Consider the following 24124-nt stretch of genomic DNA (forward strand, 5'->3'; position numbering starts at 1 on the left):
GATTTTGAATCCTTTCATGCCGCCGGGGTCGTCCTTGCCCCAGGCACGTCATTACAAGACGGATTATAGTATTTATCGACAAAACTCTCTTTTTTGTTAAGTACGAATTTCCGGTATAATAAGGTGATTATGTAATGAATGGTGGAAGAATTGGAGGAAATGGCATGGGAGTGAAGCACGGACGGGAGTATGAACAAATTTTGAACGATTTGACAGAGGCTGTGGGACGCATTCCAGATAGCTATGAATTTTTCGAAATGGAAGCAGAAGATTGGGACAAACTGGACCCGGCAGGGCGTCAGGAAGTCAATGAAGCGCTGGCTGAAGACCTGTTTTATGCGCTGGGTACAGAGCCCGTTATCGCTGTGGGCAGCGGTGTTGTCATCTATGAACCGGAGCAGCACCGTATCTATGTGCTCATTGGAGATGAGGAGCTGACGTCGGTACCTTTGATTTGAGCAGGCCGTTTTATGGATTTATCAACGGGGCCGTGGTAATATGGACACCAATATATCGTAGTTTTGGTCGCATTCAAGCGGCTGAAAGGCTTCCGTATAAACAGGGAGGAGTCGTATCATGCCTTTTACACAAGAAGAGATTGAAGCACATCTGGAGAAGCTGGAGGGCTGGGAACTGGAGGAAGGACGATGGATTGTCCGGAAATATAATTTTTCCAGTTTTATGAAAGGGATTGCATTCGTGGATGAAGTTGCTGCTATATCGGAAGCATTTAATCATCATCCATTTATTACGATTGATTATAAGACCGTGACCCTGCGTTTAACCTCCTGGGATGACGGTGGCATTATGGCCGTGGATATTAAGGAAGCCCAACAATATAATGAAGCTTTTGAGAAAATGCGTAGCAGTCATTGAGCTAATCGTGGTCTGTCGTATGATAAAAGCGCCTTCGATATACAACAATGCAGTTGTATGCCGAAGGCGCTTTTATCATAGAACATGAGGCTGGTGGTCGGGATGATATACCATACAATGAAATGGCTTCTTGCCATCGGGAGTCTGACGTTCATAGGTATCCGTAAGCTCAAATCCGGCTGCCTTGTAAGCCCGGATGGCGCGCCCATTCCAAGTCAGGACCTCCAGATCAATTTCATTCTCAGGGTTGCGTCGTCTGGCTTCCTCGGCAATTGCACGGACAAATTCGGCGCCTCTGCCATGTCCACACAATCCGGGATGCATTCCCAGACCTAGCCGGGTCACGCCAATCATCGGGAAATATTGAGCAAATCCGGTTAGTATGTTCTCGTCATCCAGTACGGCTACATATTGCTCCTGGCGAAGCGAGGGGCTTCCAAATTCGACCTCAAGCGCCTTCATTTGTTCCCAAGGTAACCAGCCGTATATATTGTAGGGTGAATCATAGCGCCACTCACATATCGCAGCCGCCTGCTGCTCGTCCATCGGCACGATTCGGTAGTTAGATATTGAGGCCGGCATGTCTTCCCATCCTCCTTTTACAAGTACTTAAACCATTAACAACAGATTGTAGACAAGTTGAAGGGGATTGGCAAGCGTGTTTATTTCATACCCAAGTCGGGTATACATTCAATAAGAAGGCTTTACTGCTCATATGCTCCCCCCGCCGTGACGGTAAAACCGACGATGTTCGCAAAAACTGAAACCTTTTGAGGTGTCAGTTCGTCAGTAAAGTTAACGTTTCTGATGTTGCGGACATAAAAAACCGCAATTGGATTCCGGCCAGAATCCAATTGCGGCTCAGGTTAGCTTGCTGTTCGTTAGTTATTCTACGTTGTCGTCATCAGGAGTTTCAGAAGCTACAGCGTGGTAAGCATCTGTGCTCATAATTCTTTTGGCACCGACATATCGGTTAGCGTAATAATTTTCGTTCAGTGAGCTAACAACTACACCACGTGAAGATGAGGAGTGAGCAAATTTCCCTTCACCCATGAAGATACCTACATGGGAAATGCCTCTACCTGTGGTGTTGAAGAACACCAGGTCTCCAGGTCTCATTTCATCGCGGGATACGGAAGATCCCATTTTGAATTGTGATCCGGATTGATGCGGCAGTTTAATTCCCAGTTTTTGATATACATACATTGTGAAGCCGGAGCAATCGAATCCGTCGAGTGTAGTGCCTCCGCTTCTGTAGCTCGTTCCTTTGGTATCTTGGATGACCTGGTCCATCTTGGAGTCTGCAAATGCACTGCCGCCACCGAATGTAAAAGATGTAAAGGCAATGGCAAGACCCATGGCTGCGATTGTTAGTTTCTTCTTCAAAAAAAAATACCCCTTCCAATGCCTGCGAGGTTAGCTTAAGGATTCGGTAGAAGGTTCCCCTATGACCACTCTGTTGCGAGATCAATTCACCCAAACTGGTTCCCCCGCTTCCTAGGTGCCAGGAATTAGGCTTAACTTAAGATGTGCACCTTGGAGAGCAGTATTCACGATAACGATGTTTTTAAGGTAAAGGTTACAATAAAGATTACAAAGTTGTTACTATCAGTTCACTGCGATTATTGTAACAAAGTTGGCTGGCTTTGGCAAATGTTTCATCGCAAAAAATCACAAAAAAATCTGCTCCCTTTATCGCGGGAACAGATTTTGTTAAGAGTATTCAGTTATGTGCCGTTTACATGGATAGGAATGGATATAGATAGTCGCCTTTCGACAGCCAGAAATTGCTCAGGAGGAACGGAGTGGGGGTTCAACCTCTGTCGGAGATATCGGTATGCCATAGGCGGTACTGTGAACTGATGTGCCATAGCCTGACCAGACTGGTAACAAAATGATACGTTTGCTGGAGAATGAGTGCCAGCATGCCAGTCCAAATCATCGCCACCGTGCCGAATAGGCCAAGGACAAGCAGCACACCTGCGCCGAGCAGAAGCGAAATACCGATAGCCGGAAGGATTTGGCGAAAGAAGGCGAGCAGCGACGACAGTATGGCGTGACCACCTACGGTGCCTAGCTGCATGTACAGGATGCACTGGCGGATGAACCAGCCATAAGCGATCCAACCGATGGCATAGGGCAGCACATGCAGCAGATAGGCGGGAGATTGCAGCGCCCCGGCTACGATAGGGTAGAGCCTCGGCACCACCCAGAAAGCAGGGAGCAGCAAGAGCCCAAGCTCGATGACGTAATAGATCAGCGATGATAAACCATGACGTTTCATTCCACGGAAAAAAGACAGACTTTGCGGCTCGGTCGCATGGGTGTGCAGACTTTGGTATATTCCCGCCCGGATGAAGGGGGTAATCAGTATACGCAGCACCGTTGCCCCCAGTAGTATCCACAGATACATATGAACCTCCCGGTTGTCTGTCAGGGCAATCTGGCTCTCCATCCAAAACAAGGTCTGCCCCAGTTCATTTTGACCCTGATCAGGGTAGCGCAGTAGTAGGGGAATAACGGCGGATTGTACCACCCGATAGAGAAAAACGCCCCATAGCAGTCGATACAAAAATAGAATGATGACAATATAAAATTGTATGCGCACAAGCGCCCAGCCTTCTTTTATAACGGTACGCATCTATAGACACCTCACCATGACAGACTTCCAAGCAGTGTCTCCAGCAGCTTGGTTACACTTATGCTCCAACGGGTCTGGGTTTTTTCGTTCAGTTCGTCCTTCAGACTGTTATTGATATGCTTGTTCTCCAGCGCAATCGTGTACAGTGGATCAACAATCACATGGGAGACCGGAGATGCACTTTTGAGTCGATAGGTGGTGCTTTTGCCCATGCCGTCCCAAGCCTTGAATATCGTTGTACCGTCCTTGAAAGTAACTTGAACAGGGACCTTGGGATAATCTGCCCCTTTTTTGCTGAGTGTGATGGTTGCTTCGTATCCGTTGGCCAGCTTGCGGTTCGTAATGCGATCCACTGAAAAATCCGCCATCTGGCCGTCGTATACATATTGTTCAAAATAGTGGCTCCACGAACGTCCGGTGACTCTTTCGACGATACGCTGAAAATCCTGTGAGGATGGATGCTTGAATCGGTAGGTCTGGACGTAGGTACGCATAATTCGGTCCATTTTTTTTACGCCGACCTGGCGTTCAATGCCACGCAGCACCAGCTTACCCCGAGAATAGGCATTTTGTGCATATTTAATAGCTGAGCCGTACTTCCAGGACTCACGGTTTAACGGCTGCGGGGAAGATACCTGTCCAGACTGTAACGGCAAGTTGGGGATAAGTCCGTACTCTTGCTCCATGAGCCGTTCCTCTGCATAAGAGGTAAAGCCTTCATCCAGCCATGGTTCCTCGAATTCGTTGTTTGCCACCATTCCATAGAAATATTGATGCCCAATCTCATGAACGACTGTCCGCTCCAGACTATAGCCTGGATTCAGGTTATCAGCCGCTGCAGCCGTAATGAGTGTGGGATATTCCATGCCGCCCGCGCCGCTGCCTGCTTTGGGTGGTACAACGATGGACAGGGTCGAATATGGATAAGGCCCGTACCACTTGCTGTAATAGGAAAGAGCGGCCTTGGCTGCGCTCATATAGCGTCCCTTGAGCTCCTTGTGCGATGGGTCGAGATACAGTTTGATTTTGACACCCGGCACCTCGGCAGAGGAAAATGGCTCTTCTGCGGCTACAAAATTCGGTGAAGCGGCCCATGCAAAGTCGTGCACGTCATCGGCATAGAATTGATATATTTTTTGCCCATTTTGCCGGACTGCTCCACGGGTGGGGAATCCAGTTGCAGCCACGATGTATGTTTCAGGCACTCGAATCCGCACACTGTAAATTCCGAAATCGGCGTAAAATTCGGAGTTTCCATGATACTGATGCAGATTCCAGCCTTCCTCGGCGCGTCCACGCTGTCCTGCGGTTTCGTAGACGCTAAGTTTGGGAAACCATTGACCCGCCATGACAAAATCATCTGTTGCGCCCATACGTGCGAAGATGGCGGGTAGCTTTACCTCAAACTTCATATATAATGTAATGCTTTCACCACCTCGGACTGGCTTGGGGAGACGTACCTTCATGAGCGAGCGGTCGTTCACGTTACCGTCATCCGGCTGCACGTATTGAGTCCGGTGCAGGAGGGATAAACCGTCTTCCGTTTTAAGTTCAGTTAGTGTCATGGAGCCAAAGCCGTTCTTGGGCATGGTGTCGCCGCGCAGCTTGCCCCCGGATTCCTTCATGAAGGTGGTTTCCATGGAAGAGAAGGCATTGGGGTACAGATGCAGGTACAGATCGTTCACGGTTTTGGTGCCCGGATGCTTCCATGTAAGCGTCTCGGTGCCCCGCAAAACCTGTCCTTCTTCCAGAGACACGTCAATGTGGTATTCCACCACACGCTTGCTAAGAATCTCCGAAGCAGGCTGTGGAGGACTTTGGGGTACGTCAGGCAGGATGTTTGCCCCCAGAGGCTTGCCCATGTTTGGCGCAAGCGCAGACTCCGACTGGGAATCGTACGGCGGTTTGCCCAAGGATTGCGGATCGGACTTAGATTCAGGCTGCCAGGCAAACCATAACGTCCCTACGAGGAGACCGAGGGCTAGTGTAGACAATAAAACGATTTTGGTGCGTGCTGGGGTCATACAATGGATACCTCCCGTTGACAAGCATCTACAGTATGTATATGTTTGCTTTCGGGAGATTATTAGTTAAAATATTTATAGTGTAGAATGAGTGTCAAGACGGAAAATGGAGGCTTAGTGACGCATGAGTGAAAATCAGCCGGACGGCAAAAAACAGATTGCACTGAACATTGTCAGTGGCAAGAGTAAACATAAGGGCTTCGGCGCAGGTTCAATCGACCTGAACAGCATGTCCCCGGTCATTATTGACCGCGGCGAGGCCAAAATTGATGTCGGTGCTATGCATGCCAAAAGTAAAGTAGAACGCGGGATTAAGTTTTCTACCAATAAAGAGGATGTACCAAACGGACGCCAGGTTTGGCTGGTATGGGTAGCCGTGGACCGCACACCCGAAGGACGTGTGTACGGCGGCGCGACTGCCTGTGAGATGCTTATTGACGACGAAGCCAAACGCGGCTGGAAAATCCTCGCCGATCACGTCAACCGTATGGATTACGCGCTCAAGCGTCGTTTCATGCTGGAGGATCTCGGCAGTCAGGATAAAGCAGCACTCAAAAGCCTGCTGATTTCTCATAATGAGGAATGGTGGGACGCTTCGCCTGAGGAATTGAAGCAGGCGCTGGAAGGGTAAGAGAAAGATCAACCACAGAAGCAGTTTCTCCGTATTTGGAGGAACTGCTTTTTTAACGGAGCTGATGAGTTTATCGGGACTTAGCAGAAATTTAATCAATAAATTATATCGCGAGACAAATATAGAAACGACCCAATTGGAAACTTTGTTTAAGCTTTGTGATGCTTTCAATTGCAAGCTTTCATACCGATTAAGGCAGATAAATGATGCTATTGTATTTTGGGGATTAGGCCTTGTGGCTATTCTATTAGGTATGAAGTCAGATATGAATTAAGAAATCATAAAGATGATAAGAACAAAAACGATTAATTGTAAAAATAGCACCGAGTAAATAGTTCATCAAGCGATAGTAACTACATAGGAGCATAACATTTGCCTTCGGTGAAATTGGGTTACATGTTAAAATGTTTTGAATATAATCAAAGAAAATGAATTTCTTAAAAGGATCTAACCCATGATTTGTTGGAGCATATCAAAGTAACAAAATCATAATTGTTGATATATGTGGTTATTTGACTGATAGCGCCTTGACATCCTGGAAAGGCATTCACTATAATTCAAATAGAAATCGGTTCCAAAATCCGGTTTTTATTTATATCTTTTGTGGAACCGGTTCCTAAAAAAGTGTAGTTAAGTCCTGTTCACTGTTTATGAATGTAATCTGTAGATAAGGTGGCATCGTTATGTTTAAATGGTTGAAAAAGAAGGCGGCTCCTCGTATTGAAGAATTCGACATGATAGCACCAATTAAAGGACAAGTGGTTTCCCTTGAAGAGGTTCCAGATCCTGCGTTCTCTACGAAGGCTATGGGGGAAGGCATCGCTATTCATCCGTCTGAAGGCAGGGTCACGGCTCCTTTTACGGGGAAAGTCGCTCATGTGATGGAGAAAAGCAAGCACGCCCTGGTAATTGAACATGAATGTGGTGTACAAGTTTTGATACATGTCGGGATTAATACCGTCTCACTCAAAGGGCAGGGCTTTAACCCTCATGTCCAAACAGGAGATAACGTTAAAGCGGGGCAATTATTGATGGAGTTTAATCTGGACGCTATTCAACAGGATGGCTTGCCGGTAATTACTCCGGTAATTGTTCCAGACGGGCAAGAAATGATCAGTCATGTGGAAATATTGGAAGGCTCGTCTGCTTCTCCTGATGCACCTGTATTGAGAGTCTATTTGAAAGCCTAGTCAGCATTCAGCTTCCTACTGCGTAAGATCATTAGGTAAATTCTTGGGGTTTAACAGTAAAATATGTAGGATAAGACTAACTGGAATTTCAGGGTAGTCTTTTCTTTAGATAAGTAAGTCACAAACCGCATATTTCAGATATCCGCCGATTACAATTGCCTCCGTAAAGCCCTCCATGAAAGCAAATCACTTTTTTAATATCATAGGGGAGCAGATTTTTAAGAGAATCTTTCGCCATGTTAGAATCATGACAGTATTGTGGATCTGGCCCCTGTAGCTCGCCACTCACTACGTTCAGAGCATCTCCTGCAATCAAAGTTTGACTGGTCTTATGATAGAAGCTTAGGTGTCCCGGTGCATGACCAGCAGTATCTATAACTACGATCCCTCCACAAAAGGGCAATTCCTCCCCAGCAACGATCGTGGAGTTTACGGCAGCCTTCGGGGGATTTTCAAGTGTGCGCCGGAATGCATGTCTCCACTCTACCGGGACAGATTCGGGCATGGAGTTTACAGCTTGAGTTATCGCTTCTGGTGTCAGCTTTATAAGCTGCTTTTCTCCCTGTATATAGGGCTTTTCGATAGAACTGGAAAACACCTGAACTGGGGATGAACAAGTCCGAATTACATCTGCCAAACTGCCGATATGATCAAGGTCCTGGTGTGTAATGAATATGGAGGTAAGTTTATGTATGGTGAATCCGGTACTTAGAATAGCCTCTTGTAAAAGCGGTAATTGCCCGGGGTAAGTCGTGTCCACTAAAATCATATTATCTTCGTCCCACATTAAGGTGGGGTGAATGCTCTCTGTTCGTCCCATGATGGTAGAAGAAACCTGAAGTATCTGTATTCCCTTGTCCAATTGCATCGAATCCTCCTAAAAGAGTTGATGTAATACAAAGGAATCGTATCACGAAATTAAAATATGTAAACCTTAATTATAACATAAAAATAGTTATTTGTCAATATATAGAATTCTAAATTTGTGTGACAATGACTCTTGCAAAGAGTGCTTTTTTATTTTATTCAGGTTTAATCAGAGGTTCACGAAAGTAGAGAAGTGTAACTAACTTTACTGGTTAGGAGTGATTACGTGAAGAAGATTTACTTTGCGAGACATGCCAAAGCAACAGGACAGGAGCCAGATGCCCGACTCACCGATGAAGGTATCCAACAAGCTGAGCAATTGGCTGATTTTATGGAGAATGTAGGTGTGGAATATATCGTATCCAGCCCGTGGGAACGGGCCGTGCGAACCATTCAGCCTTTGGCTGAACGGAAACAGTTGCAGGTATATACTGATCTACGTCTTCAGGAACGGGTGCTTAGCCGTGTGCATTTAGATCATTGGATGGACGTGCTGAAACAGACCTATCTGGACGAGGATTTGAAGCTGGAGGGAGGGGAATCATCCCGTGAAGCGGCAGATCGAGGAATACAGCTTGTTCAGGAGCTTATAGAACGGACAGAAAAAACGATCATCATTGTAACTCATGGGGCTCTGTTGTCACTTCTCATTCGACATTACGATTCGCAGTTTGGGTTTGAGGAGTGGAAAACACTTTCGAATCCGGACGTATATTTGCTTGAAATCAAAGAAGCAGAAGCCCAGATTCGCAGAGTGTGGACTACGGAGTGAAATTAGTGAAGTGCGTTTACCATAGAAACAATAAGCCTGGCAATACCATAATCCGTTCATTGTATAAATACCGAGTGGCTGGATCATCCTTTCTCGACGCGTGGCTGCTTCATAAACAATTGTAATGACGCGTTGTTCCAGCGCACTCTCCAGTAGCTCTCTTAGGAAAGGCACTTCTATGTCATGCGGGGGTATCCAGAAGACAAACCGCTGCTGCAATTGTTCGATCTTTTGCTTAAGTTCACTGGATAGATAATGAAAGGACTTGTGCAATGCGGAATCCACTTCGTTTTTAAAGGGGAGAGATTTGTAATTCCGAATTTTGCGAATTGGTATATTAGCTTTAAGCATGTTACCCTTTTGCCAGATTCAATTGCCATGAAACTCCGTATCTGTCTTCAACCCACCCAAATAGTTGGCTTACGGGCGAGGCCTCAAGGGGCATTAGAACTTGACCTTCCTGCGATAGCTGATCAAACACTTGGTGAATTTCTTCTTCCGAATCACAGGTGACGAATAGCGATAGGGCCGGGGTAAAAGGGTGCTTGTCCTGATGATTTTGGTCAATAGCCATGAAGGTTTGTCCTTTGAGGGTGAATACAGCATGTAACACGGCTCCGTTCTCCTGATGAAGTACGCTGATGATGTCCGACGGCTTAAACACAGAGGTATAAAATTGTATGGCTTCTTCTGCTTGACCGGAGAACATAAAAAATGTTGTAATTTTTGGGTTGTAATTTTGCATCAGATCAGCTCCTTGGACTGGATGGTAGATGTTAATATTTTCCCGCTTTTCGAATAGAAATATTCAACCATAAAAGAAGCACTTCATGAGGATATACATATATGTGAAGGGAGGATAACAGAATGGTGGACACAACAGAGAGGCTTGTGGAAATGTTCGGTTCAGGCAAGAAGCTGGATGCCAGCATCATTTCCGCCTATACGGATGTGGTTGTCCAATATGGGACTGGTACATCTTCCATGCGAATCGTATCGTGAACAACTGGCGGCCGAATTGGATAAAGCGATGGATCAAAGCTTTTCAATGAATTTTTACCTTTATTAAGCTTTAAATGCACTCAGGCAGATATCATTCCGCGATTGGTACATTGGGGGGAGCAATATGCTTATCGGTTGCTGGATCAGTATCATGAGCTGAGAAAACGAGTTGAGATTAAGATGGTGCATGAAATCGAGCTGGCGCATGTTCGGACAGGGAGTTAATTGGGTCAGGATAGAACTTTTGATGAAAAGGGACGAAATAGCGGAATGCGGCGACGGTATGGGGATTCGCCCAGTCCACGGGCTGATGTCCCGCATAGGATACATCAGCCTAGAACACAAGGAGTGAAACACATGTCTTTAATGCCACAGGTCCCTTTCGGAACGCAACCGGGAACTCCGGGCCCATTCACACCGTCAGGTCCCTCGCTTCCACAATTTCCTGGCACACAGGGTTCGTTCCCGTCACCGATGGGACCACCACCCGGGGGAGGGTCTTTTTCGCCACCGCCGCAGGGGCCTTTTGGCCCACCATCAGGGCCAGGACCGCTTGGCCCTATAGGACCGGGATCCCAAGGTTCACTCGGACCCCAAGCTCAAGCGCCAACAGCCCCACCACCGCAATTTACGCCACCAAAGCCACTGGTCACGGCCTATGCTATTGACCCTTTAGCCATCTCCGGGTGTTTGTTCCGCAACACGTTTGTATGGCTGACGAATGGCGAGCGCTTCTGGCTGTATCCCGTCTTTGTAGGCAGAACATCCGTAGCGGGATTTCGGTGGAATGGTCGTTTCTGGACTTATTATGGTGTAGACACCAACCGTATCGAGTCGTTTAGCTGCTTTTGGTAAGCAAACCTTTGGGGGAAAAGCGTACCGGAAGGGGAAGCTGCGGATAATCGTGGCAAGAGAGATACATGGGACATATGAGGAAATAAAATGAAGTAAAAAAGGACTGAGAGAAGCGCTTATAGCGTTCCTTCAGTCTTTTTTGTTGTTACTCCATCCACCATCGCTTGAAATTGCTCCACCATGATTTCTTTTCTGCCTGCCGCTCCGATTGGTCAGTCTGTGTCGCTGTCGGTGGGTTATTCCGTCCTGACAGCGTTTCTTTCGGCTCCGTGCCGCTGACGAATACCTCCAGCCGCTTATCCGGACTGTCCGGCGCAGCCAGCTTGCCACTGGCTGGATCAATATAGGCGCTGACTACACCGTCAGGGATGGGAAAGATTTTGGGCGGCACATTCTCCAGCGCTTTCTCCGTATATTGCGCAAAAATCGGTGCCGCCCGCCGGGCATCCTGCGTGCTGATGGCCTTGCCCTTGTCATAGCCGACCCAGACGGCGGTGGACAGCTCGGGTGTGAAGCCAACCATCCACGCATCGGTGTTGGTCGTGCCGCTCTTCCCGGCAACCGGGCGCTTGATCAGCTTCGCGACCCGGTTGCCGGTGCCGCCTTCCTCGAACACGCCTTCCATAAGGCGTGTGAGGACGTAGGCAGAGGCGGGCTTCACTACCTGAACCGGAGCGGTCTGCGGTGCTTCATAGAGCGACCGCCCGGCCGCATCGGTGATGCGCAGCACCGCCACCGGTGCGACCTTTTGCCCGCCGCTGCCGATGACCGAGAAGGCCGAGGCCATCTCGAACGGGCTGACAGGCGATACGCCCAGCGCGAGGGAAGGCACGGGCTTCAGCTCGCTCGTAATACCCATTTTGCGGGCGAGGTCCATGATCTTGTCTGTCCCCACCTTCAAAATGGTGCTTACAGCATAAATATTATCGGACGCCGCAATCGCACGCCGCAGATCGATTTCTCCCAAATATTTGTCTCCAAAATTTTTGGGCTTGTAGGTTTTACGGTTGTTGTCGTAGTGGAACAACGTCGGTCGGCTTTCGAACTTGGACGTACTTGTCAATTCGCCAGAATCCAGTGCGCTCAGATACATAATCGGCTTAAAGGACGAGCCAGGCTGCCGGGTTGTGGCAAGCGCATGATTATACTGATTGCCGACATAGTTGGTCCCTCCAACCATGGCCTTCACATGCCCGTTGCGCGGGTCAATGGAGATCAACGCCGTTTCCAGTCCGTTGCTGTTCTTCATGCCCTCGTCTACAGCCGCCTCGGCTGCTTGCTGAATGTGCATGTCCAGCGTGGTATAAATGCTTAGGCCGCCATGCTCCAGCACACTTTCACTAATTCCCAGCTGGTTCGTTGCAAGCTGGCGGATGTAGTCGCGGAACCAGGGGGCTGTTTCTACCGTCCGGCGCTGGCTCTCGGGCCGCAGGGCAAGCATTTCCTCATAGGCCTTGGTAGCTTGGGCTGGAGTAATTTTGCCGGTGAGCGCCAAGGAATCCAACACAATTTTTTGCCGATCCTTGGCGTTTTTCATATGATTATACGGCGAATAATAGGTCGGTCCCTTCGGAATACCTGCCAGCAGGGCGCTTTCAGCCAAATCCAGATCTTTTGCGGACTTACCGAAATACATCTGCGAAGCCGCTTCAATGCCGTAGGCACCGTGACCATAATAGATTTCATTCAAATACATTTGCAGCAGCTCTTTCTTGGTGTACTTCATTTCAAGCTGCGCGGTATAGATGGCTTCCTTGGCCTTACGTGTCCATGTTTTCTCATGAGATAGATACAAATTGCGTGCAAGCTGCTGAGTCAGCGTGCTGGCTCCTTGCGACATATCCCAATGGGTCAGATTGACAAGCACGGCCCTGCCCAGGCCTTTGAAATCAAAGCCAAAATGATCGTAAAACTTCCGGTCTTCCACAGCCAGCGTAGCTGCAATCAGATCGGGTGAAATTTGATCCAGCTGGACAGGAATGGATTCCTTGCCTCCGGCAGAGAAGGTGGCAATGACTTGGCCCTGGCTATCGAGCAGACGCGAATTCCGGTCCGTATCCGCGAGCGGGAGACTGGTGGTATATAAATAGGCGAGCAGAATGCAGGCAGCGATGACCGTCAGAATGGTGAGTGACAGCAGTCCCTGAAACCATCGAAGCCAGAGCGGCTTGCGTTTGGGGAATTGCCCGGTTGTAGCGGCCATCTTGCCACCTCCTTCCATGGTTGATGTTCTCAGTATTGTCAATCCGAAAGCGTCTATTCATCAGATGCGTGTACGTGTGTATTTTATACGAGATCGAGTCTAAAAAGGCTTTTTCAGGTTATCCAAGTATCGCCTATAAGCAAAAAGTGTGAAAGTACAGTGTGTTTGGTACAATAAATATAGCAAATCCGGCGTGTGCGTATTGCAGATATTAAGGAAGTCAATGTTTATATTGCCACGACCAGAACCGCCAGGGCGCGGCCTGAACGATAAAAGGATTGTCGGACACATAATTTGATGAGAAAGAAGGTTGAAATGATGGATTTGTGGTTTACAGAGAAGCAAACTCCCTCTTTCGGCATTACAGCAAAAATCAAACAAACGTATGTCTCTGAGAAAACGGAGTTTCAGGATCTGGCGATGATCGAGACAGAGGAATTCGGCAACATGCTTGTACTGGATGGTATGGTAATGACTACCGTGAAGGATGAATTCGTATATCACGAAATGGTAGCACATCCCGCTTTGAATACCCATCCGAATCCGAAAAAGGTTCTGGTTGTGGGCGGCGGCGATGGCGGAGTTATTCGTGAGGTTATCAAGCATCCTGAGGTGGAAAAGGCTGTGCTGGTTGAGATCGATGGCAAGGTGATCGAATATTCCAAACAATATTTGCCCGAAATCGCCGGGAAGCTGGATGAGCCCAACGTAGAAGTAATGGTTAATGATGGATACATGCACATTATTGAACATAAAAATGAATACGACGTGATTATGGTCGATTCAACAGAGCCGGTCGGTCCGGCAGCACCGTTGTTCGAGCGCGGGTTTTACCAAGGTATTTTTGAAGCGCTGAAGGAAGATGGTATTTTCGTGGCGCAGACGGACAACCCTTGGTTCAAGGCTGACTTGATTCAGAAGGTCAACAAAGATGTGAAGGAGATTTTCCCGATTGTACGTGTGTACGGTGCGAATATTCCAACCTATCCGAGTGGTCTCTGGACATTCACGCTGGGGAGCAAGAAGTATGATCCGCTGGAAATAGACGAGGCTCAAATTCCAGAGATGGATACTCGGTATTACAGTCCCCGTTTACACAAAGCGGCGTTTGTATTGCCTAAATTTGTGGAGGATTTAACGAAGTAGAGAGCAAAACGAGCTAAATATACATCCCAATATCACCGTGTTATGACATAAAATAAATGTAACTGTATTTTAAGAAGCGTCGCAGTGCTCTTTTTCACCTATTTTTGGGTGGAAAAGAGCACTGTAGGCGCTTTTTTGTTCTGGATAAGGTTGGAAAATGGGCGTGAAAGCATATTGGACACCGAATTTCCTATAAAGATAAAAGAAGGAAATTTAAGGTTATGCGTAGAATATACAAAAAACTAGACATTTTACAGAATTGTAATATCAACAAGGGGAGGTCTGGTTATGGCAATACATAATTCGGTGATGTACCAAAGAGGGGGAAATTTTTTTGATCAGACGCTCTTTTTATTACCTGTGGGGGTCTCAGACGATCTCCAACGTAGCAGATATCATCTACATGTTGAGTGTAGTGGTATTGGTGTTCAGCTCAAGTAATTCTTTAATGACGACCATTTTGATTCCGCTCTTCCGATTGTCTGCCCAAGTGCTTAGCGGGCTCGTTGCACCGATAGTCCTCGGCCGATTTCGACTGACGCGTATTTTGCTATTTTCCCAATTTGGGCAGTTTGTCATCTTTACGCTGTTGCTGCTTTATTTGTGGATCACGCCTGATCAGAGGTCGTTTCTGTTCATTTTCGTGATGGTGTTTGGTATGTCATTTCTGGATGGCTGGACCAACCCGGCACGTAATGCGCTTGTACCCCGATTGGCAACCGGCGAAGGACTGATGCGTGCCAACGGCATGGTGGCGGTCAGTGATCAAGTGGTTAAATGTGCAGGCTGGGCGTTGAGTGGAATTATTGTGGCATGGCTCGGTTCCCTGAATACGCTTGTGATCGCATCCTGTTGTTATTTGGTGGCTGTAACTGTTACTTCATTCATTCGTGATCCGCTGGATCAAAAGGAATTAAGCCCCGAATCTTCAGAGTTTGCCACGAGCGGGTCAGAAACAGCAAAAGCAAAGGAAAAAGGCTCTCACTGGAAGGAGCTTGGGGAAGGCTGGCAGATCATTTGGCATAACCGCCGCATTCGTTCTTTGATGATCGTGGATAGTGTGGACACCATTGGAGGAACCTCCTGGCTTGGCGTATTTATTCTGGCGTATGTTACTCAGGTGCTGCATCAGGATGCAAGCTGGTGGGGCTTTATGAATGCCTCCTTTTTCTCTGGTACGATTCTGGGCGGACTGCTCGTCGTTGGCTTGGTCAAGCGGCTGCAAAGAAACAGCTTTCTGTACATGCTCGGAGCGTTGCTCGTATATGTGCTGATTACGGTGGTGTTTGCGCTCAATACGATCCCAGTCGCTGCGCTTGTTCTTTTTGCTGTATCCGGCTTACCGGTTCAAATGGCAGGAATTATTCGCCGTACCTTGTTGCAAACGAGTGCCCCGGCCGCTCAGCTCCCTAAAGTGATGGCGGGTATTGATGTGCTTACGAATCTCGCTTTCGGCCTATCCTTGTTATTCCTGGGCTGGTATGCAGACCGTTTCGGCATGGTGCAGGTGTATTTACTGGCTGCGGCTATGACAACCATTGCCGTTCTGATCGGTTGGTTCTATCGCCGTGATTTTCAGGAAAGTGAGCAAATTGATCATCCAACCGCTACGGGCGCTGGTATTTAAAATTGGCGTTCTCGTTAGACGTGACATCGTTCATTGGATGACTACATAGTTAAATGCAGGTGTATAACCTGTAATTTCTCTCAATTTCACAGGAACACCACTGGGATGATGTTGACGGTGGTGTTCCCTTCATATCATTTGGGACAGTATGTCTGTTGAGCCATATGTACCCTTCTAATGTCAGGTCCGTTTGCTCGTGATATATGTTTTGACGGCAGGAGGAGTGTAATTGGTAAATTGCCGCAGGATTCCTTGCGGAGTAGTATCCGTAAGTACCATCGCACGATATTTTTCCTGCATAAATTGTTCCTCAGCCATACGATCAAACAAGGAAATAAGAGGATCGTAATAATGGTTAATGTTTAAAAGACCACATGGCTTTTCGTGCAAGCCTAATTGTGCCCATGTAAAAATTTCAAAATATTCTTCCATCGTACCTGGGCCACCTGGTAAAGCAATAAACCCGTCCGCAATCTCTGCCATTTTAGATTTTCGTTCATGCATGGAATCAACAATGATTAGTTCGCTCAGGCTATTATGCGCGATTTCACGGCTTTGCAAAAAGTGAGGGAGCACACCGATGACGTGACCTCCTGCATGAAGTATCGCATCAGCTACTGCACCCATTAAACCAACGCTTGCTCCTCCATAAACCAAGCTTATCTCTTGTTCGGCAAGTGCCTTGCCCAGAGCAATAGCATGCTCTCGATAAATCGTAGACGCTCCATCACTGGAACCGCAGAAAACAGCAATGCTTTTCATATTAGATCCCCCTTATGAATATCTCTTTGCAAGTTTTTGCTGGTGTGTCCGAAATATGTCTTCCAAGGTGATGTCATACTTGTTGGCGATCACGATAAGATTACCCAGTACGTCTCCAAGTTCTTCAGTTAAATGTTTCTTGTTATCCTCGAATGAACCATCGATCTCATCAGGACGGTCTCTGCCGATTTCCAGGGCGCGAATGGCTCTCGCAACCTCTCCCGTTTCTTCTGCCAAGAAACCAATTCGGACGAATATATCTAAATCCGACCAGCTTCTCTCCTGGTAATACTGCTTTACCCATTGTTGAAATTCATTAATATCCATATCCAGCCTCCAAATATAAACCAATGTATAGGTGTCGGCTATACACAAAACCTCAAGGTTTAGATAAAACCGAAACGTTTGTTCGTATTTTTTATTATATAATATGAAAGGGTATTTTTCAAAGAAAAATATATTTTTGGAGCGACCGTGGAACTTATAAAGAGGTACTTCAAAATAAACTAACGAGGATTAGTTATTAAGGAGCCAAAAAGGAGACAAGCTTATTTGGCTCCTTTTTCGTTGTTTAACCATTGGGCAGAATAGTGGAATTGATCAGGAGAGGAACGGGTCTGTTCATCACAACTAGTCTCATACTTTTTGAAGAGGGAGTCCCCGTTCTATTCGAGCCAGGTTGACAATACGTTGGATAAGGGCAATTTTTGCTCGTGTGTAGCCCTCACGGCGTTCAGCCAACCTCGCGTTTAAGTTCACCTGGACCGCATCCGGTCAGTCTGCTAGGCCGTAGTGAACTGGCTGTTATAGAGCGAGGCATAATGCCCCCCGCTTGCAAGCAGGCCCTCATGGGTTCCGCTTTCGACGACATCACCGTTTTTCATATATAAAATCAGATCCGCTTCGCGGATGGTCGATAGTCTGTGGGCGATCACAAAGCTGGTGCGTCCAGCAATCATTTTCATAAACGCCTTCTGAATACGCGCTTCTGTCAGGGTGTCTATACTGCTGGTCGCTTCATCCAGAATGAGCATAGGTGGATCGACGAGGATTACCCGAGCGATGGTGAGCAACTGCTTTTGACCTTGCGACAGGCTGTCGCCTGAACCGCTGATGACCGTATCGTAGCCATGTGGCAGCCGCTTGATGAAGCTATGTGCATTGGCAGCCGTCGCAGCCGCGATAATTTCTTCTTCGGTCGCTTCCGGCTTTCCGTAAGCGATATTGTCCCGAATCGTACCGCTGAACAGCCATGTATCCTGAAGCACCATGCCAAAATTAGTCCGCAGGCTGTCCCGGCTCATATCGTTGATATTCACCCCGTCGATGGATATCGAACCGCTGTCCACATCATAAAAGCGCATGAGCAGGTTAACGAGCGTTGTTTTACCAGCTCCGGTCTGCCCGACAATCGCAACACGGGTACCCGGCTTAACCTCCAGACTAAAGTTCGTAATGAGCGTACGCTCCGAGGTATAGGAGAATTTGACATGATCAAAAAGAATTGTGCCTTTGCTGCGTTCCAATTGTACGGCGTTCGATTTTTGCGGCTGCTCAGGGGGTGAGTCCAAAATAGCGAATATGCGCTGGGCAGAAGCCGTAGCCGCTTGGAATTGGGTCAGCACACCCGTAATTTCATTAAAAGGCTTGGCAAACAGATTCGTATAGATCAGAAAACTTGATAATCCCCCTACCGAAATCACACCCAAAATGATGGATATACAACCGATCATCGCCGTGACCGAGAAGGTCATGTTGTTCACCAGCCGGGTGGAGGGATTGGACAATGATCCATAAAACTGTGATTTCACCCCGGCTTGATACAATTGGTCATTTCTGGCGGCGAACTCCTCAAACGAACGGTTTTCATAATGAAAGGCTGTAACCACCCGCTGTCCGCCAATCATTTCCTCCACATAACCATTCAGACTCCCTAAAATTTGGGCCTGTTCGCGGAACATGCGTTGGGATCGTGTGGTAATAAACCGTGCCACGCCATACGTAACCGGGGCTGACACCAGCACGACCAGCGTCATGATCGGACTGATATACAGCATGAGCACAATCGAGCCTATAATCGTAATAACCCCGGTAATCAAAGTAGAGAAGCCTTGCAGCAATCCATCTGACACAGCGTCCATATCGTTCACAAAACGGCTGATGCTGTCACCTTGCGGGTGATTGTCGTGGAAGCTTAACGGCAGGATATTAAAATGATCAAATAACTCCCGCCGCATATCATTGACCGTCTGATAAGCAATACGGTTCGTTAAATAGGTGAGCAGCCAGCTAAACAAGCTGCCTACGGCATACACCATGCCTAATCCGGCAAGAATGTGCGCAATTCCTCTAAAATCCACCACTCCCTTATCTACCATATGGTCGATGGCCTGACCGATCATATAGGGACCGATCAGACTGGCAAGCACGCTGAGAATTGCGCTGACAATGACCCAAAATGCTGATTTTTTATATTGACCCACATAGGTTAACAATCTTCTCCAGGTTTCTTTACCGCTCATTGGTCTACCTCCTGCGTTGAGAGCTGGGAATGGTTAATTTCCTGATATACATCTGAGCTGCTCATCAACTGTTCGTGTGTGCCGACACCGACAATCCGCCCTTCATCAAACACAATAATTTTATCAGCATGCTGTACGCTGCTGACCCGTTGCGAGACAAGCAGGACGGTCATGCTGCTGCTATTTTCCCGTAACGATTTACGCAAGGCGGCATCGGTTGCAAAATCGAGTGCACTTGATGAATCATCCAAAATGAGGATTTGCGGATTCCCTGCAATAGCTCTGGCAATGGTTAGACGTTGCTTTTGACCTCCCGACAGATTAAGGCCCCCCCGGGCAATCGGAGCATCGTATTTTTCGGGCAGATTGGAAATGAACTCATCCGCTTGCGCGATGGCTGCGGCTCGGGCGACTTCCTCATCGGTGGCGTGTTCATGACCCCAACGAATATTATCCGCTATGGTGCCGGTAAACAGCAGCGCCTTCTGTGGAACAATCCCGATTTTCTGCCGCAATTGCTCAAGCTTATATTGGCGAACATCGATGCCATCGACCTGAACATGCCCCTTCACCGCATCATAGAACCGGGGAATGAGATTCCCAAATGTAGATTTCCCCGAACCCGTCGCTCCGATGATACCGACCGTTTCACCGGGGAAGATGTCTACGGTAACATCGCTCAGCGCCAATTGTCCCGTTTGGTTGTATCCGAAGGAGACGTGATCAAAAGCGATGGCCGGTACGGTGCCCTGCTCATCTGAACCAGCCCGGCCTGTAGCCGTAGTCACATCGGAGATCGAAGCTTGTGTATCCAGAACCTCCTGAATCCGTGCAGCCGAGGTTGCAGCCTTGGTGAACAGAATAATTAGATTGGTCACCACGATCAGAGCCAGCAAGATCTGCGTGATATAATTAATAAAAGCAATAATCTCCCCTTGAGTAAGAGATCCATATTGAATATGAATGCCGCCGACCCACAGAATCGCAATAATGGCTCCGTTGACCACCAGCAGTGTGGCGGGGCTGAGCAAAGCGGAAATGCGCCCAACACGGATGGCGGTTTGGGTCAGGTCATCCGAGGCTGTATTGAACTTGACCCGTTCGGTTCCTCTTTTGGCAAAGGCTCGTATGACTCTTACCCCTGTAAGATTTTCGCTTAGCACAAGAGCGATGTTGTCCAGCTTTTTCTGATACTGGCGGTACAGGGGCGAAGCCTTCGTGATCACCAGATACAGGATCAAAGCCAGAATTGGCGTAGCCGCTAACAGTACCAAAGCGAGGCGAAAGTCCAGGATCATCGACATGATAATAGCCCCAATGCAAATAAAAGGAGCGCGAATGACCAGACGAATCAGCATCGCCACAGCCGTCTGGAGCTGATTCACATCGTTCGTGATCCGATTGATGAGTGAGGGTGTACCAAACTTATCCAGATCGGCATAAGAGAACGATGAAATGTGCTTAAACATCGTATTGCGCAGCGTCGTTCCGAATCCTTGAGAGGCCCGGGCTGCGTAGAACTGGCACACCATTGAACTGCCAAAGCCCAGCACGGTCATAAGCAACATCAAAAGACCCATCTGCCAAACATAATGGGTATCTCCTTTGCCAACACCATGATTGATCATTAGGGCTACCATGGTGGGCAGCAATAATTCCAAAATCGCCTCAATCAGTTTAAACAGAGGTCCAAGAATACTTTCCTTCTTATAAGGCTTCAAAAAAACAGCAAATTTCAGCAAATAAACCATCACCTAACCTGAATATTGTATAAAGCCCGTTGACCCAATCTGATAACTGAATATGATTATGGCATATCCCAAACCATATGAATAATATTTAATATATATTAGAGGTATAGGTTTTACATATATCAGTACCGGAGGTCCATGATGGAATTGAGACATCTCAAGTATTTTTTGGCGATTGCAGAGGCGGGACAAATCACAGCGGCAGCTAAAAAGCTGCAAATCGCACAACCTCCCCTCAGTCAGCAGCTCATGCAGCTGGAGGAGGAGCTTGGTGTAAAGCTCATGCATCGAGGCTCGCGAAGCATTCATCTGACAGAGGCCGGAATCATTTTGCAGAACAGGGCCAAGCAGATTTTGGAGCTGACGGATGCCACGACGAGGGAAATAAACGATTTTGCTATGGGTATGAAGGGAACGCTCACGATTGGAACCGTCTCTTCTTCCGGCGCAGCTCTGATGAAAGACAGGCTTTCCGAATTTCACAAAACCTATGCGGGCGTAAAATTTGAAATTCATGAGGGAAACACGTTCATGATCCTCGATCTGTTGAACAAGGGGATTGTAGAGGTCGGTATCGTCAGAACGCCGTTCAACACCACCGATCTGGGGTGCAGATATGCAGCCTCCGAGCCGATGGTCGCGGTGATGACAGAAGAGCATGACTGGAACCCTGACCAGAAGACGATTCCACTGTCTGACTTGAAAAACAGACCGCTAATCATATACCGCCGCTTTGAGCAATTGATCCACGATGCCTGCATGAAGCATGGCTTTGAGCCGAATTTCTTTTGCAAAAACGATGATGCCCGCACTACGCTTCACTGGGCTAATGAAGGACTGGGTATCGGTATGATTTCGCGGTCCGCGCTGTCTCTAGGCAGCAATAACCAGTTAATTGTGAAGGAAATTATGTGTGAAGAATTGCATACTCGTGTGGCGGCTGTCTGGCTCAAGGATAAGTACATGTCTTCTCTGGCTTCCCGATTTATCGAAAGCTTTAGCCAAGCACCCGATGGAGTCACTCCACAGTAGCTGTTTTTTTGTGGATGAAAGCATCTTTTTGTAAAATCTCATTTGAATTGCAAACGGGAACTGGATATAGTAGTACAGTAGGATAGCGATAGAATGGAGTTTGAACACATGCCACACAATGCAAAGGTCCAAATCCGTCTTCATAGTCATCACGACGGAGAAGATGTGGTGCAGGAGCTTCCCGGAGAAGCCATCATGCGTGGGAAGCATCTATATATAAGGTACGATGAGCCCCAAGAGGGACCTGAGGGCGGAACGACACGGAACACGGTCAAAATCGGACCGGATGAGTTGAAGCTGATCCGTCACGGCGAAGTGCAATCAGAGCAGTCGTTTGCTCTGGGACGAAGATTGCCTGGATTTTACCGATCGCCTTATTTAAGCCTGAACATGTCTGCGCATACGCAGAAGCTCGATATTCGAATGGACGGGTTTACCGGACATGTGAGCTGGACTTATGATCTGTACGTATTTGAGGATTTCTCGGGGCATTTTGCCATCAGTTTGCATATACAGGAGGAGCAACAATCATGACAAGCAATCCACTGGAACTCATTAATCTAAAGGTGACCTCAGCTATCGAGGTAGCGGTACTGGCTGCCGGAATCGTGAGCCGCGAAGAGCTGCCGACGATTACGCTGGAGGTGCCGAAGGACAAGTCGCACGGTGATTTGGCTACAAACGCTGCGATGCAGCTCACCCGCATTGCGAAGAAAAACCCGCGTCAAATTGCAGAAGATTTGATCGCAAATATGGACTTGGCTGCCGCTTCAATTGAAAGCGCGGAAATTGCCGGACCGGGCTTTATTAACTTCCGCCTGAACAAGAGCTATCTGTATGATGTCATTAAACAGGTGCAGGAGCAGGGAGCAGATTACGGACGTGTGCAGGAAGGTGCAGGCAAAAAGGTACAAATCGAGTTCGTCAGTGCGAACCCGACAGGTAGCCTGCACTTGGGCCATGCGCGCGGTGCGGCAGTAGGGGATGCCCTCTGCAATGTGCTTGATTTTGCTGGATACAAAGTAACTCGTGAATACTACATTAATGATGCGGGTAACCAGATTTACAACATGAGCCGCTCAATTGAGGCGCGTTATTTGCAAGAGCTGGGACAGCCTGCGGAGATGCCGGAGGACGGGTATCACGGTGAGGACATCATCGGCTTTGCCAAGGAACTGGTGGCCGAGAAGGGCGATTCCCTGCTGTCTTTGACACCAGGCGACCGCGCAGCTTATTTCCGTGACTATGGTCTGGAAAAGGAACTGAACAAGATCAAGCGCGATCTGGAACTGTTCCGTGTACCTTTTGACTCCTGGTTCAGCGAAACATCGCTGTATGAGAACGGTGAAGTGCTTAAAGCGCTGAACGAGCTGCGTGACCGTGAGGAGATTTACGAGAAGGACGGAGCCACATGGCTGAACACAACCAAGTACGGCGACGATAAAGACCGTGTCTTAATCAAAAATGACGGTACATACACGTACCTGACCCCGGATATCGCTTACCATCGCGACAAATATGCCCGTGGGTATGACACAATCATCAACATTTGGGGAGCGGATCACCACGGCTACATTCCACGGATGAAAGCAGCTATGGAAGCACTGGGCAACGACCCGGATAAGCTCAAAGTGCTGATTGCCCAAATGGTCAGCCTGTTCCAAAACGGGGAAAAGGTAAAAATGTCCAAGCGTACCGGCAAGGCCGTGACGATGGAAGACCTGATGGAAGAAGTGGGCGTAGACGCGATCCGTTACTTCTTCACGATGCGCAGCATGGATTCACATTTGGATTTTGACATGGATTTGGCGATTTCCACTTCCAATGAAAATCCGGTATTCTACGTGCAATATGCCCACGCGCGGGCGTGCAGCGTATACCGTCAAGCCGAGGAGCAAGGAATTGCCGTACTGCCGTTGGCAGAGGTTGATCTGTCCAAACTGACGGCTGAGCATGAGTACGACCTGTTGCGCAAAATCGGCGAGCTGCCGGAGGAAGTATCGGTAGCGGCTGCGAGCTTTGCGCCACACCGTATGATTCGCTACGTCTACGAGCTGGCATCGTTGTTCCACAGCTACTATAAAGCAGAGCGCGTTATCACTGAGGATGCCGCTCAAACGCAGGCCCGCTTGGCGCTGTTTGGCGCGGTCCGCACCACCATTGCCAATGTGCTGAAGCTGGTAGGCGTGTCTGCACCGGAACGCATGTAAGCAAACCACTTTA

At 48.0% G+C, this 24124-nt stretch carries 25 protein-coding genes, 1 pseudogene and 1 riboswitch; of the genes and pseudogenes, 14 read left to right on the plus strand and 12 right to left on the minus strand.

Annotated features, from left to right (window positions below; genetic code table 11):
• Window positions 1-164 precede the first annotated feature (164 nt).
• Window positions 165-458 carry a hypothetical protein gene (locus tag ABH897_RS26150; RefSeq protein ID WP_404592911.1) on the plus strand — a complete coding sequence of 98 codons (294 nt, stop codon included), beginning with the start codon at window positions 165-167 and terminating at the stop codon, window positions 456-458.
• 118 nt (window positions 459-576) lie between these two features.
• Entirely contained in the window at window positions 577-876 is a 300-nt protein-coding gene (locus ABH897_RS26155; protein WP_007428083.1) for a 4a-hydroxytetrahydrobiopterin dehydratase, read from the plus strand.
• Window positions 877-951: 75 nt separating this feature from the next.
• Here the strand turns inward: ABH897_RS26155 and ABH897_RS26160 are convergent, their stop codons facing one another.
• From ABH897_RS26160 to ABH897_RS26175, 4 genes are all read right to left on the minus strand, one after another.
• The gene (locus ABH897_RS26160; RefSeq protein ID WP_404592898.1) at window positions 952-1458 is read right to left on the minus strand and encodes a GNAT family N-acetyltransferase; all 507 of its coding nucleotides are present in this window, start codon (window positions 1456-1458) and stop codon (window positions 952-954) included.
• A gap of 303 nt (window positions 1459-1761) precedes the next feature.
• A complete protein-coding gene (locus tag ABH897_RS26165) occupies window positions 1762-2262 on the minus strand; it encodes a C40 family peptidase (protein ID WP_044646841.1) in 501 nt (166 codons plus the stop codon).
• Window positions 2263-2266: 4 nt separating this feature from the next.
• Window positions 2267-2404, minus strand: a riboswitch (cyclic di-AMP (ydaO/yuaA leader).
• Between the two features lie 285 nt (window positions 2405-2689).
• On the minus strand, window positions 2690-3517 hold the full coding sequence (locus ABH897_RS26170) for a hypothetical protein (protein ID WP_283654099.1): 828 nt from the start codon (window positions 3515-3517) through the stop codon (window positions 2690-2692).
• An 11-nt stretch (window positions 3518-3528) separates the two neighbouring features.
• Complete coding sequence (locus ABH897_RS26175; protein ID WP_044646843.1) at window positions 3529-5541, minus strand: M1 family metallopeptidase; 2013 nt, start codon at window positions 5539-5541, stop codon at window positions 3529-3531.
• Between the two features lie 124 nt (window positions 5542-5665).
• On the opposite strand from ABH897_RS26175, the gene ABH897_RS26180 reads away from it, so the two are divergent.
• From ABH897_RS26180 to ABH897_RS26190, 3 genes are all read left to right on the plus strand, one after another.
• Entirely contained in the window at window positions 5666-6172 is a 507-nt protein-coding gene (locus ABH897_RS26180; protein ID WP_283654101.1) for a YwhD family protein, read from the plus strand.
• Between the two features lie 7 nt (window positions 6173-6179).
• A complete protein-coding gene (locus tag ABH897_RS26185; protein WP_404592912.1) occupies window positions 6180-6446 on the plus strand; it encodes a helix-turn-helix domain-containing protein in 267 nt (88 codons plus the stop codon).
• Window positions 6447-6855: 409 nt separating this feature from the next.
• Complete coding sequence (locus ABH897_RS26190) at window positions 6856-7362, plus strand: PTS sugar transporter subunit IIA (protein WP_404592899.1); 507 nt, start codon at window positions 6856-6858, stop codon at window positions 7360-7362.
• 118 nt (window positions 7363-7480) lie between these two features.
• Here the strand turns inward: ABH897_RS26190 and ABH897_RS26195 are convergent, their stop codons facing one another.
• Window positions 7481-8230, minus strand: coding sequence for an MBL fold metallo-hydrolase (locus tag ABH897_RS26195; protein WP_404592900.1), 750 nt, complete (start codon window positions 8228-8230; stop codon window positions 7481-7483).
• Window positions 8231-8455: 225 nt separating this feature from the next.
• On the opposite strand from ABH897_RS26195, the gene ABH897_RS26200 reads away from it, so the two are divergent.
• Window positions 8456-9001, plus strand: coding sequence for a histidine phosphatase family protein (locus tag ABH897_RS26200; RefSeq protein ID WP_044646847.1), 546 nt, complete (start codon window positions 8456-8458; stop codon window positions 8999-9001).
• A 36-nt stretch (window positions 9002-9037) separates the two neighbouring features.
• Here the strand turns inward: ABH897_RS26200 and ABH897_RS26205 are convergent.
• Both ABH897_RS26205 and ABH897_RS26210 read right to left on the minus strand, forming a co-directional pair.
• A pseudogene (locus tag ABH897_RS26205) lies at window positions 9038-9352 on the minus strand (WYL domain-containing protein); the annotation flags it as partial.
• Window position 9353: 1 nt separating this feature from the next.
• A complete protein-coding gene (locus tag ABH897_RS26210) occupies window positions 9354-9746 on the minus strand; it encodes a VOC family protein (protein ID WP_283654105.1) in 393 nt (130 codons plus the stop codon).
• A 122-nt stretch (window positions 9747-9868) separates the two neighbouring features.
• Here ABH897_RS26210 and ABH897_RS26215 point away from each other — a divergent pair, with 122 nt between their 5' ends.
• The 3 genes from ABH897_RS26215 (at window position 9869) to ABH897_RS26225 (ending at window position 10858) form a co-directional block, all read left to right on the plus strand.
• The gene (locus ABH897_RS26215; protein ID WP_404592901.1) at window positions 9869-10003 is read left to right on the plus strand and encodes a hypothetical protein; all 135 of its coding nucleotides are present in this window, start codon (window positions 9869-9871) and stop codon (window positions 10001-10003) included.
• A 102-nt stretch (window positions 10004-10105) separates the two neighbouring features.
• Window positions 10106-10228, plus strand: a complete 123-nt coding sequence (locus tag ABH897_RS26220) for a hypothetical protein (protein WP_404529721.1) — start codon at window positions 10106-10108, stop codon at window positions 10226-10228.
• Between the two features lie 132 nt (window positions 10229-10360).
• Window positions 10361-10858, plus strand: a complete 498-nt coding sequence (locus ABH897_RS26225; RefSeq protein ID WP_404521592.1) for a transporter — start codon at window positions 10361-10363, stop codon at window positions 10856-10858.
• 145 nt (window positions 10859-11003) lie between these two features.
• On the opposite strand, the gene ABH897_RS26230 is transcribed toward ABH897_RS26225, so the two are convergent.
• Window positions 11004-13061 (minus strand): transglycosylase domain-containing protein, encoded by a 2058-nt coding sequence (locus ABH897_RS26230; RefSeq protein WP_404592902.1) that lies wholly within the window; start codon window positions 13059-13061, stop codon window positions 11004-11006.
• A 318-nt stretch (window positions 13062-13379) separates the two neighbouring features.
• On the opposite strand from ABH897_RS26230, the gene speE reads away from it, so the two are divergent.
• A complete protein-coding gene (speE, locus tag ABH897_RS26235; RefSeq protein WP_404521619.1) occupies window positions 13380-14207 on the plus strand; it encodes a polyamine aminopropyltransferase in 828 nt (275 codons plus the stop codon).
• Window positions 14208-14541: 334 nt separating this feature from the next.
• The gene (locus ABH897_RS26240; protein ID WP_283654109.1) at window positions 14542-15834 is read left to right on the plus strand and encodes an MFS transporter; all 1293 of its coding nucleotides are present in this window, start codon (window positions 14542-14544) and stop codon (window positions 15832-15834) included.
• Window positions 15835-16014: 180 nt separating this feature from the next.
• On the opposite strand, the gene ABH897_RS26245 is transcribed toward ABH897_RS26240, so the two are convergent.
• The 4 genes from ABH897_RS26245 to ABH897_RS26260 all read right to left on the minus strand — a co-directional run bounded on the left by ABH897_RS26245 (window position 16015) and on the right by ABH897_RS26260 (window position 20860).
• Window positions 16015-16596: an LOG family protein gene (locus tag ABH897_RS26245; protein WP_283654110.1), complete on the minus strand. Its 582-nt coding sequence runs from the start codon at window positions 16594-16596 to the stop codon at window positions 16015-16017.
• Between the two features lie 12 nt (window positions 16597-16608).
• Window positions 16609-16923, minus strand: a complete 315-nt coding sequence (locus ABH897_RS26250; protein ID WP_014279118.1) for a MazG nucleotide pyrophosphohydrolase domain-containing protein — start codon at window positions 16921-16923, stop codon at window positions 16609-16611.
• Window positions 16924-17378: 455 nt separating this feature from the next.
• Window positions 17379-19118, minus strand: coding sequence for an ABC transporter ATP-binding protein (locus ABH897_RS26255; RefSeq protein WP_404592903.1), 1740 nt, complete (start codon window positions 19116-19118; stop codon window positions 17379-17381).
• Window positions 19115-20860: an ABC transporter ATP-binding protein gene (locus ABH897_RS26260; protein WP_283654112.1), complete on the minus strand. Its 1746-nt coding sequence runs from the start codon at window positions 20858-20860 to the stop codon at window positions 19115-19117. The genes ABH897_RS26255 and ABH897_RS26260 overlap by 4 nt, the downstream gene beginning before the upstream one ends.
• A 150-nt stretch (window positions 20861-21010) precedes the next feature.
• Here ABH897_RS26260 and ABH897_RS26265 point away from each other — a divergent pair, with 150 nt between their 5' ends.
• The 3 genes from ABH897_RS26265 (at window position 21011) to argS (ending at window position 24111) form a co-directional block, all read left to right on the plus strand.
• Window positions 21011-21901 (plus strand): LysR family transcriptional regulator, encoded by an 891-nt coding sequence (locus ABH897_RS26265; RefSeq protein WP_283656164.1) that lies wholly within the window; start codon window positions 21011-21013, stop codon window positions 21899-21901.
• 93 nt (window positions 21902-21994) lie between these two features.
• Window positions 21995-22435: a YwiB family protein gene (locus ABH897_RS26270; protein ID WP_014279122.1), complete on the plus strand. Its 441-nt coding sequence runs from the start codon at window positions 21995-21997 to the stop codon at window positions 22433-22435.
• Window positions 22432-24111, plus strand: a complete 1680-nt coding sequence (gene argS, locus ABH897_RS26275; protein ID WP_283654113.1) for an arginine--tRNA ligase — start codon at window positions 22432-22434, stop codon at window positions 24109-24111. Before ABH897_RS26270 ends, argS begins: the two co-directional genes overlap by 4 nt.
• Window positions 24112-24124: the final 13 nt, after the last annotated feature.

It is taken from the genome of Paenibacillus sp. RC73, assembly GCF_044908085.1.
In the GTDB taxonomy this organism is placed as follows: Bacteria; Bacillota; Bacilli; order Paenibacillales; family Paenibacillaceae; genus Paenibacillus; species Paenibacillus terrae_A.